Below are 14671 nucleotides of genomic sequence, written 5' to 3' on the forward strand. Positions count from 1 at the left end.
CAGAGGCGGGATGTCGCCCGATTGATACATCACAGGCAAAAGATCTTGCGAAAGACTTCGATGGTGGACACGAGCCCTTCCGACGCAGGCGCCGAGTTGCTGCGGCTGGCCGAAGCCGACCCGGCCCGTCTGACGATCATCGCAGGGGAGACCGTCGAGCGGGCGCGCGCCCGGGGCGACTTCGCCCTGGCCTCCGTGGCGGCGCGCGCGCTCGGGGTGGCCGGGCTCCACCTGGACGACCTGGACGTGGCCGAGCGGCGCCTGCGCGCGGCGATCAAGCTGGCCCTCCGGGCCGGATCGGCCGAGCTGGCGGCGGAGGCGCGGGTCCGGCTCGCGTTCGTGTGGTGCCTGCGCGGGCGCATCCCGTACGCGATGCGGGAGATCGACCGGGCGCTGCCCGCCCTTTCGCGGGTGGGCAGGGCGCGGGCCGAGGCCCAGCGCGGGGTGATCTACAACCACCTCAAGCGGCCGGAGGAGGCCCTGGGCAGGTACCGCGTGGCGGTGCCGGTGCTGCGCAGGGCGGGCGACCGGCTGTGGTTGCAGCGGGTGCTGTCCAACCGAGGCGTCGTACACGGCTACCGCCAGGAGTTCGCCGCCGCCGAGGCCGACCTGCGCGAGGCCGAGGCGCTGTGCCAGGAACTCGACCTGGACCTGTCGGCGGCGATCGTGCAACTGAACATCGGCTGGGTCAACGCCATGCGCGGCGAGGTCCCGGCCGCGCTGCGCCACCTGGACCTGGCCGAGCGGCGGTTCCGCGCGCTGGACACCCACCAGGTCTGCTGGATCCTGGTCGACCGCAGCGAGCTGCTGCTCTCGGCCGGGCTGATCGCCGAGGCCAGGGAGGCCGCCGAGGAGGCGGTGGCGGAGTTCGAGCGCAGGCGGCGCGGGATCGGCCTGCCCGAGGCCCGGCTGCTGCTGGCCCGGGTCGCCTTCCTGGAGGACGACCACGTCAGCGCGGTACGCGAGGCGGGGCAGGCGGCCGTGGAGTTCGGCAGGCAGCGCAGGTCCCGGTGGGCGGCGTTGGCCCGGTTCGTGATGCTGCGCTCCCGGGTGGCGGGCGGCGTGCCGCCCGCGGTGACCGTCGGGCGGATGGAGCGCTGCGCCGCCGACCTCGCCGCCGCCGGCTGGCCGGGGTCGGTGACCGAGGCGCGGATGCTGGCCGGTCAGCTCGCGCTGCGGCACGGCTGGGCCGAGCGCGGCGGCCGGGAGCTGGCCGAGGCGGGCCGGGGGCGCAACCGCGGCCCGGCGATCCTGCGGGTCCGGGCCTGGCACGCCGAGGCGCTGTCCCGGCTGGCGCGGGGCGACCGCAGGGGCGCGGCGGTCGCCATCGGTACGGCGCTGCGCGTCCACGACGACCACCGGGCCACCCTGGGCGCGACCGACCTGCGGGCGCACGCCTCGCGCTACCGGGTGGAGGTCGCCGACCTCGGGTTGCGGATGGCCCTGGAGAGCGGCGACGCGGCCCGCGTGCTCACCTGGGCGGAGCGGGGCCGGGCCAGGCACCTGCTGCAGAAGCCGCCGCGCCCGCCGGACGACCCCTACCTGGCCGACTCCCTGGCCCAGCTTCGCGCGCTGTCGGGGGAGATCAACGAGCGGCGGGCCAATGACGCGCCCGTCGGGCGGCTGGTCCACCGGCAGGTGGCGCTGGAACGGGAGATCCGCGACTACTGCCGCAGGCAGGCCGGTGGCTCACCGGCGGCCGCGGCCGTGGTGTCGGCCCGGGAGGTGGCCGGGGCGCTGTCCGGGTGCGCGCTCGTGGAGTTCGTCCAGCTCGACGACGCGCTGCACGCGGTCACGGTGGTGGACGAGCGGGTGCGGCTGCACCGGCTGGGGCCGTACGGGCCGATCAGGTCGCTGGCCGAGCGGGTGCCGTTCGCGCTGCGCCGGCTGGCCCGTCACCACCAGGTGCCGGGCAGCAGGCCCGCCGCGGCGGCGATGCTGCGCGACGCCGCGGCCCGGCTCGACGCCGCGCTGTTGCGCCCGCTGGCCGCCGAGGTCGGCGACCGGCCGCTGGTGCTGATCCCCAGCGGGTCGCTGCAGGCGCTGCCCTGGTCGGTGCTGCCGTCGTGCGCGGGCCGTACGGTGAGCCTGGCGCCGTCGGCGACCCTGTGGCACGCGGCGGGCCGCGTGCCGGCGGGGGAGGGGCCCATCCTGGCGGCCTCGGGCCCCGGCCTGCCGGGGGCGCGCGCCGAGGCCGAGGGCGTGGCGTCGATCCACTCCGTGCCCGCCATGGTGGACGGCGCGGCCACCGCCGAATCGGTGCTCACCGCCCTGGACGGCGCCCGGCTCGCCCACCTGGCCGCGCACGGGCGGCTGCACGGCACCAACCCGCTGTTCTCCTCGCTGCGCCTGGCCGACGGCCCGCTCACCATCTACGACCTGGAACGGCTGCGCCGCGCGCCGCAGATGGTGGTGCTGGCCGCGTGCGACAGCGGCCGGTTCGTGGTCCGCGCGGGCGACGAACTGCTCGGCCTCAGCGCGACCTTCATGGCGCTCGGCGCCCGCGTGATCATCGCTCCGGTGCTGTCGATCCTGGACACCGAGACGACCACGCTGATGATCGCCATGCACAAGCTGCTGGCCGCCGGGCACTCGGCCGCCGCCGCGCTGGCCCAGGCGCAGGCGCAGATCGCCGGAGAGAACTTCGAGTCGTCCGCGGTGGCCGCCGGGTTCGTGTGCATGGGGGCGGATTTCGCGCTGACCGCTGCGGGTTGATGCGCCTCCGGAGGTATCAGATCGGCCGTCGGTGTCTCTGTTCAGGTGTGGAAGCAGCGCTTCGCATCGGAAGGCACGACATGAACCCCAGGAATGCGCGGATCTCCCAGATCCACACCACCCAGAAGGGTGGCCGGATTCCCGACACGACGCCTAACGCTCCGGAGGTGGCCGGTGAGATGCCGGCGTCCAGCTTCGACCTCGTCGTGGAGATCGAGGCGGGCGTGCAGACCATGACCGGCGGGCCGTACACGCTCACCGTCTCGGCGATCGACGACAGCACCGGCGGCGGCGCGCCCATGCTGGACCCGCAGATCCCGCCGCAGCGCTTCGGCACCCCGCCCTTCCAGCGCGCCGGCGACGGGTTCGCGCTGGTGCAGACGTTCAACATCCCGGTGCCCGCCACCGGCGTGCGCGGCCATTTGTTCCATTACACCGCCGTGCTGCACAACGAGGACTTCCAGATCGTGTCGATGCAGACCACCGACCGGTTCCTGCTCATCTGACGCAGGCGGCCGAATGGACGCGCGGATACCGAACAGGGGCCGGTATCCGCGCGTCGGAGGACCGCCCGTGGCCGGAAGAGGGGGCCCGGGCGGTCACCGCTGCGAATCGGAATGCACGCCCGCGCTCATCGCGCTCCACGATTTCGCCTCCGCCAGCAGATGTGAATGGACGGCGGAGAGGACGACATTGGCGCTCGCCCCGGTACGGGTCGCCAGATAGAGGGTGTTCAACGGCCGGGCGGCCGGCTCGTGCAGCGGCCGGATCTCCTCCCGCGCGAGTTCACCGGCGCACAGGTAGGACGGCACCACCGAGATCCCGCCGCCCGCCTTGACCGTGGCCAGTACGGCGCGCAGGTCGGGCACCACCACCTGCGCGCCGCACGACGGGCGCTCGGCGAAGACGGTTTGCCAGTAGCGCCGCACGATGGGCAGGTTGTCGGCGTAGGCGATGATCGGGATCCCCTTGAGCGCCGCCGGGCCCGCGCTCGCGACCTGCTCGGGCGGCACCCGGCCGGCCAGCGCCGCCGGCCCCACGAGCAGGAACTCCTCGTCCATCAGCGGCGTTTCGACGATCCCGTGCCGCCGCGGTTGCGCCGTCGCGACCACGAGGTCGTGCAGACCGGCGGAAAGGTCGTCCAGCAGGTCGTCGGTGGGTCCGAAGCCCACCCGTAATCGCAGCCCGTCATGGATCAGCCCGGCCAGCGCGGGCAGCAGCAGCGTCGAGACCAGGTCGGCGGGGCCGGCCAGCGAGAGGGTGCGCTCGGTGAGGTCGAGAGGGTCCTGGCGGCGCAGTACCGCCGCCTCCAGCGCGTCGATGTGCGCGCCGGTCTCCTCGGCCAGTTCTTCCGCCGCCTCGGTCGGGATCGCGCCGCGCGAGGTCCGCAAAAAGAGCAACTGACCGATCTCCTTTTCCAGATTGCGTATCTGACAGGTAACGGTCGGCTGTGAGATCGCCAGCAGTCCCGCCGCCTTGGTGAAGGACCCCGTCCGATACACCGCGAGAAACGACCGGAGCAAAGCCAGTTCCACGGATTCCGCTCCTCTTGCTCGGTGACGGCCCCTCCGTACACCGAACTATGACACGCATCATGGAACGCGTGAATATCCAACCGGCCCGTGTATTCCTGGCGTATTCCGCGGAAAAGGGGGCCGGGCGGAGCGCGGCTCGCCCGGCCCCGGCCTTCGTCGAACCTCGCCTCGCTCGGATTTCGACGGTCAGCACCGACCCTCGGGTGACGACCGCGGGCTCGGCGTGGTCGCGTTCGGCGGCCACCGCGCCGTCCTCGTCCAGCAGCACCAGCCGGTGCAGCGCGAAGTGGCCGGAGGAGCACTCGATCTCCACCCCGATCAGCGGGACGGTGACGTTCCAGAACACCCGCCAGGCGCTCGCGCCGTCCACCCTGGCCGCCTCCACCAGCGGCTCCGGCACGGCCTTGCAACTGATCGCGGGCAGCGCCCACGACGGGTCGAGCTGATGTTCGGGACTGGACGGGGGTCGCCGGGGCGTCGATAGACCGTAACGGATCGAGGTGTCCCGACGTGTGTGGGTCGCTCATGGTGACGATCGGGGCGGCCGAATGGGCTCAAGCCTGGGCGGCCCATGATCGCTGGGAGAGATCGATTTCTCGCTACCGCCGACGAGCTCGGCGCCGGTGCGGGCGTACCCGCCTCACCAGCGGAAGAGGCCGGCCTCCCGGGCGGCGCGCAGGTCGGCCGCCTCCGGTGCGTCGATCTCCTCGAAGAGCTTCAGTGCCCGCCGCCAGGCGTCGTCGCCGAACTCCGGCTCGTCCAGGCCGTGCCGGATGTGCCCGAGTTCGTAGAGTGTGCGGGCCTCGGCGTACGGGGCGCGGAGGTCGTGGCTGATCCGCAGCGCGGTCACGCAGTGCCCGAGCGCCGCGCCGAGGTCGCCCCTGGCCCGCTCGGCCTTGGCCAGGTCGACCCTGACCAGCATCTCGACCCTGGCCAGCGACATCCGCCGGCAGATGTCCAGGCACCGCTCGTGGAACTCGACCGCGGCCCGGTGGTCGCCCTGCTCGTAGCGCAGGTTGCCCAGCGAGTTGAGGGTGTTGGCCTCGGTGTAGTGGTCGCGCTCGGCGCGGGTCATGCCGAGCGCGTCGCGCAGCGTCGCGTCGGCCTCCTCGAAGGCCCCCATCTTCACGTAGACCGTGCCGAGGTTGTTCAGCACCGCGCTGACGCCCAGCGGTTCGGGCAGCGCGAGCCGTACCGCCAGGCTCTCGCGCAGGTAGTCGACCGCCTCGCGGTAGCGGCGGCGCATCGTGTAGACCGCGCCCAGGTTGTTCAGTGCGCGGGCCAGCCCCGGCCGGTCGCCGAGGTCGCGGCACAGCCGCCAGGCCCGGTGCAGGTGGCGGCTCGCGGTGGGCAGGTCGTGCCGCCGTTCCGCGGCCAGGATGCCCAGCGCGTTGCGGGCCAGGATCTCGGCGGGCTCGTCGCCGTCGCGCAGCGCCGCCTCAAGGACCGCGCCGGCCGCCTCCTCCCACTCGCCGAAGAAGCCGCGCCCGAGGAAGCCGCCCATGGAGTCCATCAGCCGGGCGATGGGCAGCACCCGGATCGCGGGGGAACCGGTGGCCTGGAGGATCGTGCTGACCAGGTTGGCGCGCTCCTGTTGCAGCCAGCGGGTGGCGGGCGCGGACCTGCTGAGCGGGTGCGGCCCGTGGTCGCCCTCGGTACGTCCGACCGGCGTCAGCCCCACCGCCCGGTCCACCGTGCGCGCGGTCGCCAGGTAGTGATCGACCAGCCGTTGCAGTGCCGCGGAGCGCTCGGCGGCGGTGTCCTCCTCGTTGCCGCGCTGCCTGGCGTAGGTCCGCATCAGATCGTGCATCTGGTAGCGGCCGGGCTCGCGGGTCTCGATCAGGTAGGCGTCCACCAGGCTTTCCAGTACGGCCTCGGCGGCGGGCTCGCGCATGGCGAACATGGCCGCGGCGGCGGAGAGGGTGATGTCGGCGCTGTTGGGGATGCCGAGCATCCGGAAGGCGGCGGCCTGGCCGGGCCGCAGCGCCCGGTAGCTCAGTTCGAAGCTGGCCCGCACCCCGAGGTCGCCGATCCGTAGTTCGTCCAGCCGTCTGCGCTGGTCGGCCAGCCGCGCGGCCAGGGTGGCCAGACTCCAGCCGGGCCGTGCGGCGAGCCGCGCCCCGGCCACACGGACCGCGAGCGGCAGGTTGCCGCAGGCGGCGACGACCTCAAGGGCCGCCTCCGGCTCGGCGGCGACCCGCCGGGTCCCGGCGATCTTCCCGAGCAGTTCCACCGCCTCCTCGGCGGGCAGCACGTCCAGGTCGATCAGGCGGACGCCCTCAAGGTCGGCCAGCCGCGCCCGGCTGGTCACCAGCACGGCGCAGCTCGGCGTGCCCGGCAGCAGCGGGCGCACCTGGGCGGCGTCGCGCGCGTTGTCAAGCACCACCAGCACCCGCCGGCCGGCCAGCATCGAGCGGTACAGGGTGGCGCGTTTGTCCTCCGCCTCGGGGATGTGCGCGCCGCTGGCCCCGAGCGCGCGCAGGAAGTCGCCGAGCACCTCGGCGGCCGGGGTGTCCCTGCCGTCGGCCCCGTGCAGGTTGGCGTGCAACTGGCCGTCGGGGAACCGGTCGCGCAGCAGGTGCCCGACGTGGATGGCCAGCGTGGTCTTGCCGAGGCCCCCGCCGCCGCCGACCGCGGCCACCACCACGGGCGAGCCCTCGGACTCGCCGCGCAGCATCTCCGACAGCAGCCGCACCTGCTCGGCCCTGCCGGTGAAGTCGGGGACGTCGGCGGGCAACTGCGCGGGCACCTGGAGGTGGGCCGTGACCCGCCCGGTGGCCGTCGGCGTCACGTCGCCCGCCAGTACCTCCTGGTGTGTGCGCTGTAGCGCCTGGCCCGGCTCCAGCCCCAGCTCCTCCACCAGGTGCCGCCTGGTCCGCTGGTAGGCCTCCAGCGCCTCGGCCTGCCGTCCGAAGCGGTGCAGGGCCACCATGAGCAGGCCGACCATCCGCTCGCGCAACGGGTGGTCGGCCACCAGCTCGCGCAACTCGGCGACCAGCGGCTCTTCCGGGCCCGAGGTCAGGTCGGCCTCGATGCGGTCTTCCAGGGCGAGCAGGCGGGCCTCCTCCAGGCGGGCCGCGGGCACGTCGCGCACCCCGTCGGCCACGCCGACCAGCGCGGGGCCGCGCCACAGCCGCAGCCCGTCGCGGAGCAGCCTGGCGGCGAGGCCGTGGTCACCGGCCCGTTGCGCGGTACGGCCCTGCTCCACCAGCCCCTCGAAGCGGTAGAGGTCCACCGTCGAGGGGTCGGCCCGTAACAGGTAGCCGCCCGAATGCGTCTCCAGGGACGCCTTGGGCGCCCGGCCGTCGTCCGCCTCGATGACCCTGCGCAGCCGGGACACCAGGCGCTGGACGGTGTTCCTGGCGTCGGGCGCCCGCGCGCCCCACACCTGGTCGATCATGCGCTCGAACGTGACCACCCGGTTGAGGTTGAGCAGCAGCAACGCCAGCACGCTGCGCTGCTTGAACCCGCCGGTGGGGACCGGTCCGCCGGGCCGCCAGACCTCCACCGGTCCCAGTATGCGAAACTCCACGGCACCCTCTCAGGATAAGTAGCCCCCATAATAAAATTACGGCCACGGCCCCTCAAATGGGTGCATGGGGGCTATTTTACTCATTAAATTCCACAGAATGCGGTATTCGCAAACGCCTCTTGTCAATGGATATTTCACCTGAGGCGCGTCACGGTTCCGTGAAAACCGGTGGCTCGGAAACGGTCATGTATCCCGCGAGTAATACCGCGGCGGCCCCTCACCGGCGGCGGTAGCGCCCGGCGCGCCCGGACAGGAAGGCGTCGACCGCCTCGCGGTGGTCGTCGGTGGCCACCATCGCATGGAACTTCTCCGCCTGCAGCGCCGCGGCCTGTTCCCTGGTCAGCCCGGGGGCGAGGGCGGCGCACGCCTTGGCGGCCTCCACCGACAGCGGGGGCCGGGAGGCGATGCGCCGGGCCTTGGCCAGGGCGGCGGGCAGGAGTTCGCCCGGCGGATGGACCTCGGTGACCAGCCCCCACCGCAGCGCCCGCTCCGCGGGGTAGCGGTCGCCGGTCAGCAGGATCTCCTTGGCCGGGCCGAGGCCCACGACGCGGGCGAGCCGCCAGAAGCTCGCGATCAGCCCGACGTTGACGCCGGAGGCGATGAAGAAGGCGCCAGCTGTGGCGATCCTGATGTCGCAGGCCAGGGCCAGTTCCAGACCGCCGCCGGCGGCGGCGCCGTTCACCGCGGCGATGACCGGGGCGCGGAAGTCCTCAAGGGCGTGCAGCACGCCGTCGAAGCCGGTCAGGAACTCGTCGATCCGGTCGCCCGTCAGCCCCATGTCCTCGCGCAGGTCCGCCCCCGCGGTGAAGGTGCCGCCGGTACCGGTGAGGACCAGGCAGCGGATCTCAGGGTCGCGGTGCAGACCCGCGGTGATCTCGATGATCCGCTCCCGGACGGCCCGGCTGAGCGTGTTGGCCGGCGGGGAGTTCAGGGTGATCAGCGCCACGTGCGCGGCGGGGTGGGTCAGGGTGACGATCTGGGCCGGATCGGCGTTGTTCATGGGCCTCCTTGGTATTGCGAGAATAGGGCGTTACGGCCTTCCGAAATATGCGATGCCACATATCACCCGGTCGCGGGCGTGGCCTCCTTCGCTGTTCACGGCCGCCCGGCCGCTGTATGTGGCATGGTGGCACGCCGGGCGGCGGGTGTCCCTTATTCCGGCGCGGTGGGTGATCCACGATCTCATTGTGCGGTGCGCCGTGCGGGAAGGCGACGCCGGGGCGGGCGAATGCGGGGCGCTTTCCGCGCGGGCTTTCCGTTGTGGCCGGACCCGTCCGGAGCCGGGAGCCGGGCATGCCTGCTGTCAGGACTTATCCGGGCATGGCGTTTTCCCTGGTCAGCGGTACATAACACGATGATAGAGGGAATATGCGTCATCCCTGAAGACCTGGCGCGCGCTTACCTTGACACCATCCCTTACTCGGGATTCCACCGCCGGTTTCGCCGGCGCACCCCCTACCCCGAGGAGACAGGTTCACGTGTCAAGGTTCCTCCGTACCATCGTCGCGCTGATCGTGGGATCGGCCTTCCTCGCCGTGCTGTCGCCTGCCCCCCAGGCCACTGCCACCGCGGCGAGGGTGCTCAGGTACGATGCCAGCCGCGCCGCAGAGTTCCGTGGCGTGGTGGATCAGGCGGCGCAGATCTGGAATTCCAGCGTCTCCAACGTCCAGCTCGTGGCGGGCACGCCCGCCGACTTCGTGGTCTACGCCGACAACGGCTGGCCCCGGGCGCAACCCACCAGCCTGGGCCGCGGATACGTCTGGATGGGCAGGCAGGCCACCTCTCAGGGCCACAACCCGCTGCGGATCGCCACCCACGAGATCGGCCACATCCTCGGCCTGCCCGACCGGCGCACCGGGCGCTGCACCGACCTGATGTCGGGCGCGAGCGCGGGCACGAGCTGCACCAACCCCAACCCGAACGCCGCCGAGCGCGCCGAGGTCGAGGGCAACTTCGCCGGCTGGCCCGTCACCCCGCAGGTGGAGTTCAACAAGATCTACGAAGACCGCGCCCTGGAACCGGTCCGCTGATCTCCTGGACCTAGGGCCCCGGGGGCCCTAGGTCCATACGCGTGCATGCCCTAGGGCTTTTGTCTGATGTGTCCGCGTATGCGATGGTCGTATCGTCACCGCCATGACGAGGAGAGCATTGAGCGCGGGTCTGGTGGCGATGGTGTCACTGGTGGCCTTCGAGTACATGGCGGTGGCGATCGCGATGCCCGTCGTGGCGCGCGAACTCGGCGGATTGGAACTCTACGGCCTCGCCTTCAGCGGGGCCATGGCCGCGGGTGTCGTCGGCACGGTCCTGGGCGGGCGGTGGGCCGACCTGCGCGGCCCGGCCGCCCCGCTGTGGACCGGCGCCGTCGCCTTCGGCGGCGGGCTCCTCCTCGCCGGGCTCGCCCCGGCCATGGAGGTGCTGATCGCGGGACGGCTGGTGCAGGGCTTCGGCGGCGCGCTGGTCAACGTCTCGCTCTACGTGGTGGTGGCCCGGGTCTATCCCGAGGACCAGCATCCGAAGATCTTCTCCTTGTTCGCGACCGCGTGGGTGGTGCCGTCCATGATCGGCCCCGCGGTGGTCGGCGTCATCGTGGAGACCGTGGGCTGGCGGTGGGTGTTCCTCGCCGTACCGGCCTTGACCGTCCTGGCCGGACTCGCGCTGGTACGCGGCCTGGCGGGCCAGCCGATCACCGGCGGGCAGGCGGAGCCCGCCCCGGGCCTGCTGCGCAAGGTGAGCTGGGCCGCGCTGACCGCCGTCGGCGCGGGCCTGATGCAGTACGGCAGCGGCGGCAACCTCGCCCTGCTGCTCGCCGGGCTGGTCCTGCTCGGCCTGGCGCTGCCCCGGCTGCTGCCCCGCGGCACCCTGCGCGCCGCGCGCGGCCTGCCCGCCGTGGTGGCCCTGCGCGGCATCGCCGCGGGCGCGTTCTTCGCCACCGAGGTGATCATCCCGCTGATGCTCATCAACGAGCGCGACCTGTCGCCGGTCATCGCCGGACTCGCGCTCACCGGAGGCGCGCTGACATGGTCCTTCGCCTCCTGGCTGCAGGGCCGTGAGGTCTTCGGGCGCAAGACCAACCTGCTCGGCGGCTCGGCGGCGATCGCCCTCGGCATCCTGCTCATGGGCCTGGTGACCTTCGACGCGGTGCCGGTGGCGCTGGCCTACCCGTCATGGATCGTGGCCGGGTTCGGGATGGGCCTGGTGTACCCGACCCTGTCGGTCCGCACGCTCGAACTGTCCGCGCCCGGCGAGCAGGGGGTCAACAGCTCCGCGCTCCAGGTGGGCGAGATGGTCTTCTCGGTCGTGTCGGTCGCCGTCACCAGCGCGCTGTTCGTCGCCGCCGCCTCCGGCTACTGGACGGTGTTCGCCGCAGGGCTCGTCATCGCGCTGTCCGGCCTCTGGGTCGCGCCGCGCGCGGCCGGGCGCGGCGCCTTGGCGGACGCCGCGACCCCGGAGGTTGTGGGGGCGGCCGCACGCTGAAATCGGGGGCTCCAACAGGTGCGGCCGATCGCGGGACCCCGACGGGGTCCCGCGCTCACAATTGAGCGGAGATTTACCGACACCAGGAGGGGCCCTCAGATGCGACTCGGCACCGTGCGCCTGACCGGCGAACCGGACGGCGACGCGGGGCGCGTCGCCCCGCCCGGCCTCCCCTGGACACGGCTGGACGACACGCTGGTCTACTGGACCGAAGACGACGACCTCTGGGCCTCCGCCGCCGAGCGGGCCCGCGTGAGCGACCTGCGGCCCGAGGAGCGCCCGGCCCCGGCGCGCCCCGCCGACCTGCGCCTGGTGACGCAGGTCGGGCGGGCCTTCCAGCACGAGCACCCCGACGTCCCCGTGCTGGTGGACAAGGGCCGGTACCTGATCATCGCCGCCTCCGACGCCCTTCTCCCGCGCATCGCGCCGCGCGCGGAGGTCTGCTTCCGCGTCGAGCCGCTGCCCGCCGAAGGCGTCGTCTTCCGCACCCTGCCCCGCGCCGAGCGCGCCCCCGTCCCGTACATCGAGGCGCTGACCGGCCAGTTGTCCGGGGAGCGCTACCTGGAGGTGCTCGGCGAACTGGTCGCCTTCGGCACCCGCCACTCGCTGAGCAGGGGCTTCGGCGCGGCCGCCGCCCTGGCCAGGGACCGCCTGGAAGAGCTCGGATACATCGCGCGGCTGGCCCCGATCAATGTCGGGCCGGGGCGCTGCCACAACGTCATCGCCGACCGGCAGGGGAGCGGCGCGCCCGCCGTACGCGGCCTGGTGATGCTCACCGCCCACCTCGACTCCGTCAACCTGGCCGGCGGTCCCTCCGCCCCCGCCCCGGGGGCCGACGACAACGCCAGCGGCGCGGCCGGCCTCCTGGAGATCGCCCGCGTGCTGGCCGGCCACCAGACCCACGACGACATCCGCCTCATCCTCTTCGGCGGCGAGGAACAGGGGCTGCACGGCAGCACCCAGTACGTCGCGAGCCTCGGCCCCACCGAGGCGGCCCGGATCAAGGCGGTGGTCAACATGGACATGATCGCCACCCTCAACACCGCCCGGCCCACCGTTCTGCTGGAGGGCGCGGCCCTGTCGAAGGGCCTGATCGACTCCCTCGCCGCCGCGGCGGCCGGCTACACGGGGCTGGCCGTGCAGAGCTCGCTCAACCCGTTCAACAGCGACCACGTGCCGTTCATCGACGCCTCGATCCCCGCGGTCCTCACCATCGAGGGCTCCGACGATGCCAACACCCACATCCACACCGCGGGCGACACCCTCGACCACATCAACACCGACCTGGCCCTCGACATCCTCCGCATGAACCTCGCCACCCTTACCCAGGCCGCCGATCCCCCCACCCCCTGACCCAACGCCTCCCGGCCGGCACGACCAATTGCGGTCAGGGGGCCGGGAAGGTGATGCGGATGGTGTGGGTGTCGGGGGGCGTGCCGGCGGCCAGGGTTCGGGCGGCTTCGGTCCGCAGATCGTCAGCACCACGACCAGGCCGGTGGTTGACGTCCAGGGCGGCCAGTTCTGAGGGCAGCACCCAGCGGTCGTGGAGGCGGAGGGCGGCTGCCCCGCCGAGCTCGGGGACGGGTTCACAGTGGGTCGACAGCCACAGAAGGTCGGCGGTGCGGGCGCTGTAGCGCAGACGTTCCCAGGTGACCTGTTCCCGGACCACCGGGACCGTGCCGAACAGAGCCGCGACGGCCCGGGCCTCCTCGAAGGCTCCGGGGAGGCCGAGCGCGCTCTGCGGGCCCATCGGGTCGCCGAGCACCTCGACCCGGTCGGGAAAGGGCACCGTCGCCAACCCGAAACGGGGACGCCGACCGTGCCGCCGTACGACCACATGGTCCTGCGCCAGCGAACGTCCGGTAGCGTCGGGAAGGTTCTCGACCGGAACCTGCTCCCACGGCTCGCGCAGCCGCAGCGACACCTCTTCCGCCTCGCCCACCGTCTCCCGGAGGGCCGCGGCCAGGCGTTCCACCGCCTCCGGAACCGCCGGAGCCACCCGGAGCGCGCCGACCGCACCCTGTGCCTCGGCCCGTCCGACCGCGATGTCCGCCACCGTGACGTCCCGCGCGGACTCGGACCGGCAGACGATCGTATGCGCCGCAGTCGTGCCCTGGACCAGGTCGAGCGCGGCCGGCCCGGGACGGGCGAACCAGCCGCCGACCTCCTCGCGCAGCCGGTCGGTGTGCGCGGGCAGCACCTCCTCGGCCCTCGCCCGCAATGCGAATCCCCGAGACCATGATCCAGACCATCGCCGCGAGGTACGGGTCCGGGCTGCGCACGACCAGCTCGACATGGCCCTCCAAAGGACGCGGCGCGAGGCCATGGGCTTCGTTCTCGAGCAGATAGGAGAGCAAGAACCCGAAAAGAGCGAGCTCCTGCCCTCTCTCGGCCTCGTCCAGAGGGTCGAGTAACGCCGGGTTCCCGCACAGTTCGACAGCCCTGAGAACGACCGCCCCGAACTCCTGCGCCTTTGCGTCGACCTCACCCTCGCCCACCTCAGAGGAGGCGCACTCATCGATGATTTCCGAAAGGCCGGTATCTCGCCTCCGCGTACTTTCGACTTCCCTGATGAGAGCGGTTCCGACCCGAGCGGCGAAAGCGCTTCTCTCCCAGGACCCCATACCGTCAACCCTACCCAGACATGGGCCAGAGGGAATGATGGCGAAGAACGGGGTGAACCGGTCCCGGGCCGCTTTGTTTCGTCCGCCGTTCCCGCACCGGCTACTCCGAGGTGACCTGCTCCGACTCGACGTACTTCTTGATCACCTTGGCCCGGTCGGACAGCGTGCCGGGGCTGATCGGCACGCACTCATAGCCGAACGACGCGTACGCCTCCTGGTGGATTCGCTCGAAGCGCAGCGACTCCTCGAAAGTGATCCGCCGCGCGGCCGTCGGAGTGACGGACCCCAGGTTTTGGACGAAGAAGACCCGCTTCTCGTAGATCCGCTGATCCTTGATGCGTTCCAGTTCGCGGGACAGGGCCGCCGGGACCGGATGGCCGAGGTAGACCGCCAGGGCGTAGGTGCAGACGGGGGAGCGGTCGTAGAACTGCACAAGGCCGGGCAGGGCCGCGGCCTGTTCCTGCCGCCGGCGCTGCAAGGTGGTGATCGCCACCGTGAAGGACGGCTTCGTCCACGGCTCGGGTTCGCCCTGGGCCTGCCGCAGGGCGATGACGTCCGTCGCCGCCTCCTCGATGACGGTGTGGCCGTCGCTCTCCAGCCGGCGCAGGATCGCGGTCTTCCCTGATCCAGGCGTGCCGGTCAAAACGTAGCGCTTCATCGATCGTCCCCATATGTCGTGGAGCCGGATGCCACCGCTGGATGGGGCCGCATCTGCCGCCAAGGGCCTGATCCGCCGCGGCCTCGGCGTCCGCCGTCAAAGGCGTCGACGCCCCCATGGCGCGGGCTTCCCG

General features: G+C 72.4%; 11 protein-coding genes. 6 read left to right on the forward strand and 5 right to left on the reverse strand.

The window, feature by feature from the left end:
* Window positions 1-60: 60 nt before the first annotated feature.
* A complete protein-coding gene (locus tag C1I98_RS08255) occupies window positions 61-2715 on the forward strand; it encodes a CHAT domain-containing protein (protein WP_146607331.1) in 2655 nt (884 codons plus the stop codon).
* 80 nt (window positions 2716-2795) lie between these two features.
* Window positions 2796-3221, forward strand: coding sequence for a hypothetical protein (locus tag C1I98_RS08260; protein ID WP_111166482.1), 426 nt, complete (start codon window positions 2796-2798; stop codon window positions 3219-3221).
* A gap of 93 nt (window positions 3222-3314) precedes the next feature.
* On the opposite strand, the gene C1I98_RS08265 is transcribed toward C1I98_RS08260, so the two are convergent.
* Entirely contained in the window at window positions 3315-4250 is a 936-nt protein-coding gene (locus C1I98_RS08265) for a LysR family transcriptional regulator (protein WP_111166483.1), read from the reverse strand.
* Between the two features lie 203 nt (window positions 4251-4453).
* On the opposite strand from C1I98_RS08265, the gene C1I98_RS41265 reads away from it, so the two are divergent.
* On the forward strand, window positions 4454-4696 hold the full coding sequence (locus tag C1I98_RS41265) for a hypothetical protein (protein WP_158557963.1): 243 nt from the start codon (window positions 4454-4456) through the stop codon (window positions 4694-4696).
* 194 nt (window positions 4697-4890) lie between these two features.
* Here C1I98_RS41265 and C1I98_RS08275 read toward each other — a convergent pair whose 3' ends face one another.
* Entirely contained in the window at window positions 4891-7758 is a 2868-nt protein-coding gene (locus tag C1I98_RS08275) for an AfsR/SARP family transcriptional regulator (RefSeq protein ID WP_158557964.1), read from the reverse strand.
* Between the two features lie 241 nt (window positions 7759-7999).
* Complete coding sequence (locus C1I98_RS08280) at window positions 8000-8782, reverse strand: enoyl-CoA hydratase/isomerase family protein (protein ID WP_111166485.1); 783 nt, start codon at window positions 8780-8782, stop codon at window positions 8000-8002.
* Between the two features lie 478 nt (window positions 8783-9260).
* Here C1I98_RS08280 and C1I98_RS08285 point away from each other — a divergent pair, with 478 nt between their 5' ends.
* From C1I98_RS08285 to C1I98_RS08295, 3 genes are all read left to right on the forward strand, one after another.
* Window positions 9261-9812 (forward strand): snapalysin family zinc-dependent metalloprotease, encoded by a 552-nt coding sequence (locus C1I98_RS08285; RefSeq protein WP_111166486.1) that lies wholly within the window; start codon window positions 9261-9263, stop codon window positions 9810-9812.
* Window positions 9813-9915: 103 nt separating this feature from the next.
* Window positions 9916-11256, forward strand: a complete 1341-nt coding sequence (locus C1I98_RS08290; protein ID WP_233507455.1) for an MFS transporter — start codon at window positions 9916-9918, stop codon at window positions 11254-11256.
* A 99-nt stretch (window positions 11257-11355) separates the two neighbouring features.
* Window positions 11356-12609 carry a M28 family metallopeptidase gene (locus C1I98_RS08295; protein ID WP_199536800.1) on the forward strand — a complete coding sequence of 418 codons (1254 nt, stop codon included), beginning with the start codon at window positions 11356-11358 and terminating at the stop codon, window positions 12607-12609.
* A 34-nt stretch (window positions 12610-12643) separates the two neighbouring features.
* On the opposite strand, the gene C1I98_RS08300 is transcribed toward C1I98_RS08295, so the two are convergent.
* On the reverse strand, window positions 12644-13477 hold the full coding sequence (locus C1I98_RS08300) for a hypothetical protein (RefSeq protein ID WP_111166488.1): 834 nt from the start codon (window positions 13475-13477) through the stop codon (window positions 12644-12646).
* Window positions 13478-13980: 503 nt separating this feature from the next.
* Entirely contained in the window at window positions 13981-14538 is a 558-nt protein-coding gene (locus C1I98_RS08305; protein ID WP_111166489.1) for an AAA family ATPase, read from the reverse strand.
* Between the last annotated feature and the right edge of the window lie 133 nt (window positions 14539-14671).

This window comes from Spongiactinospora gelatinilytica (genome assembly GCF_003236385.1).
In the GTDB taxonomy this organism is placed as follows: domain Bacteria; phylum Actinomycetota; class Actinomycetes; order Streptosporangiales; family Streptosporangiaceae; genus Spongiactinospora; species Spongiactinospora gelatinilytica.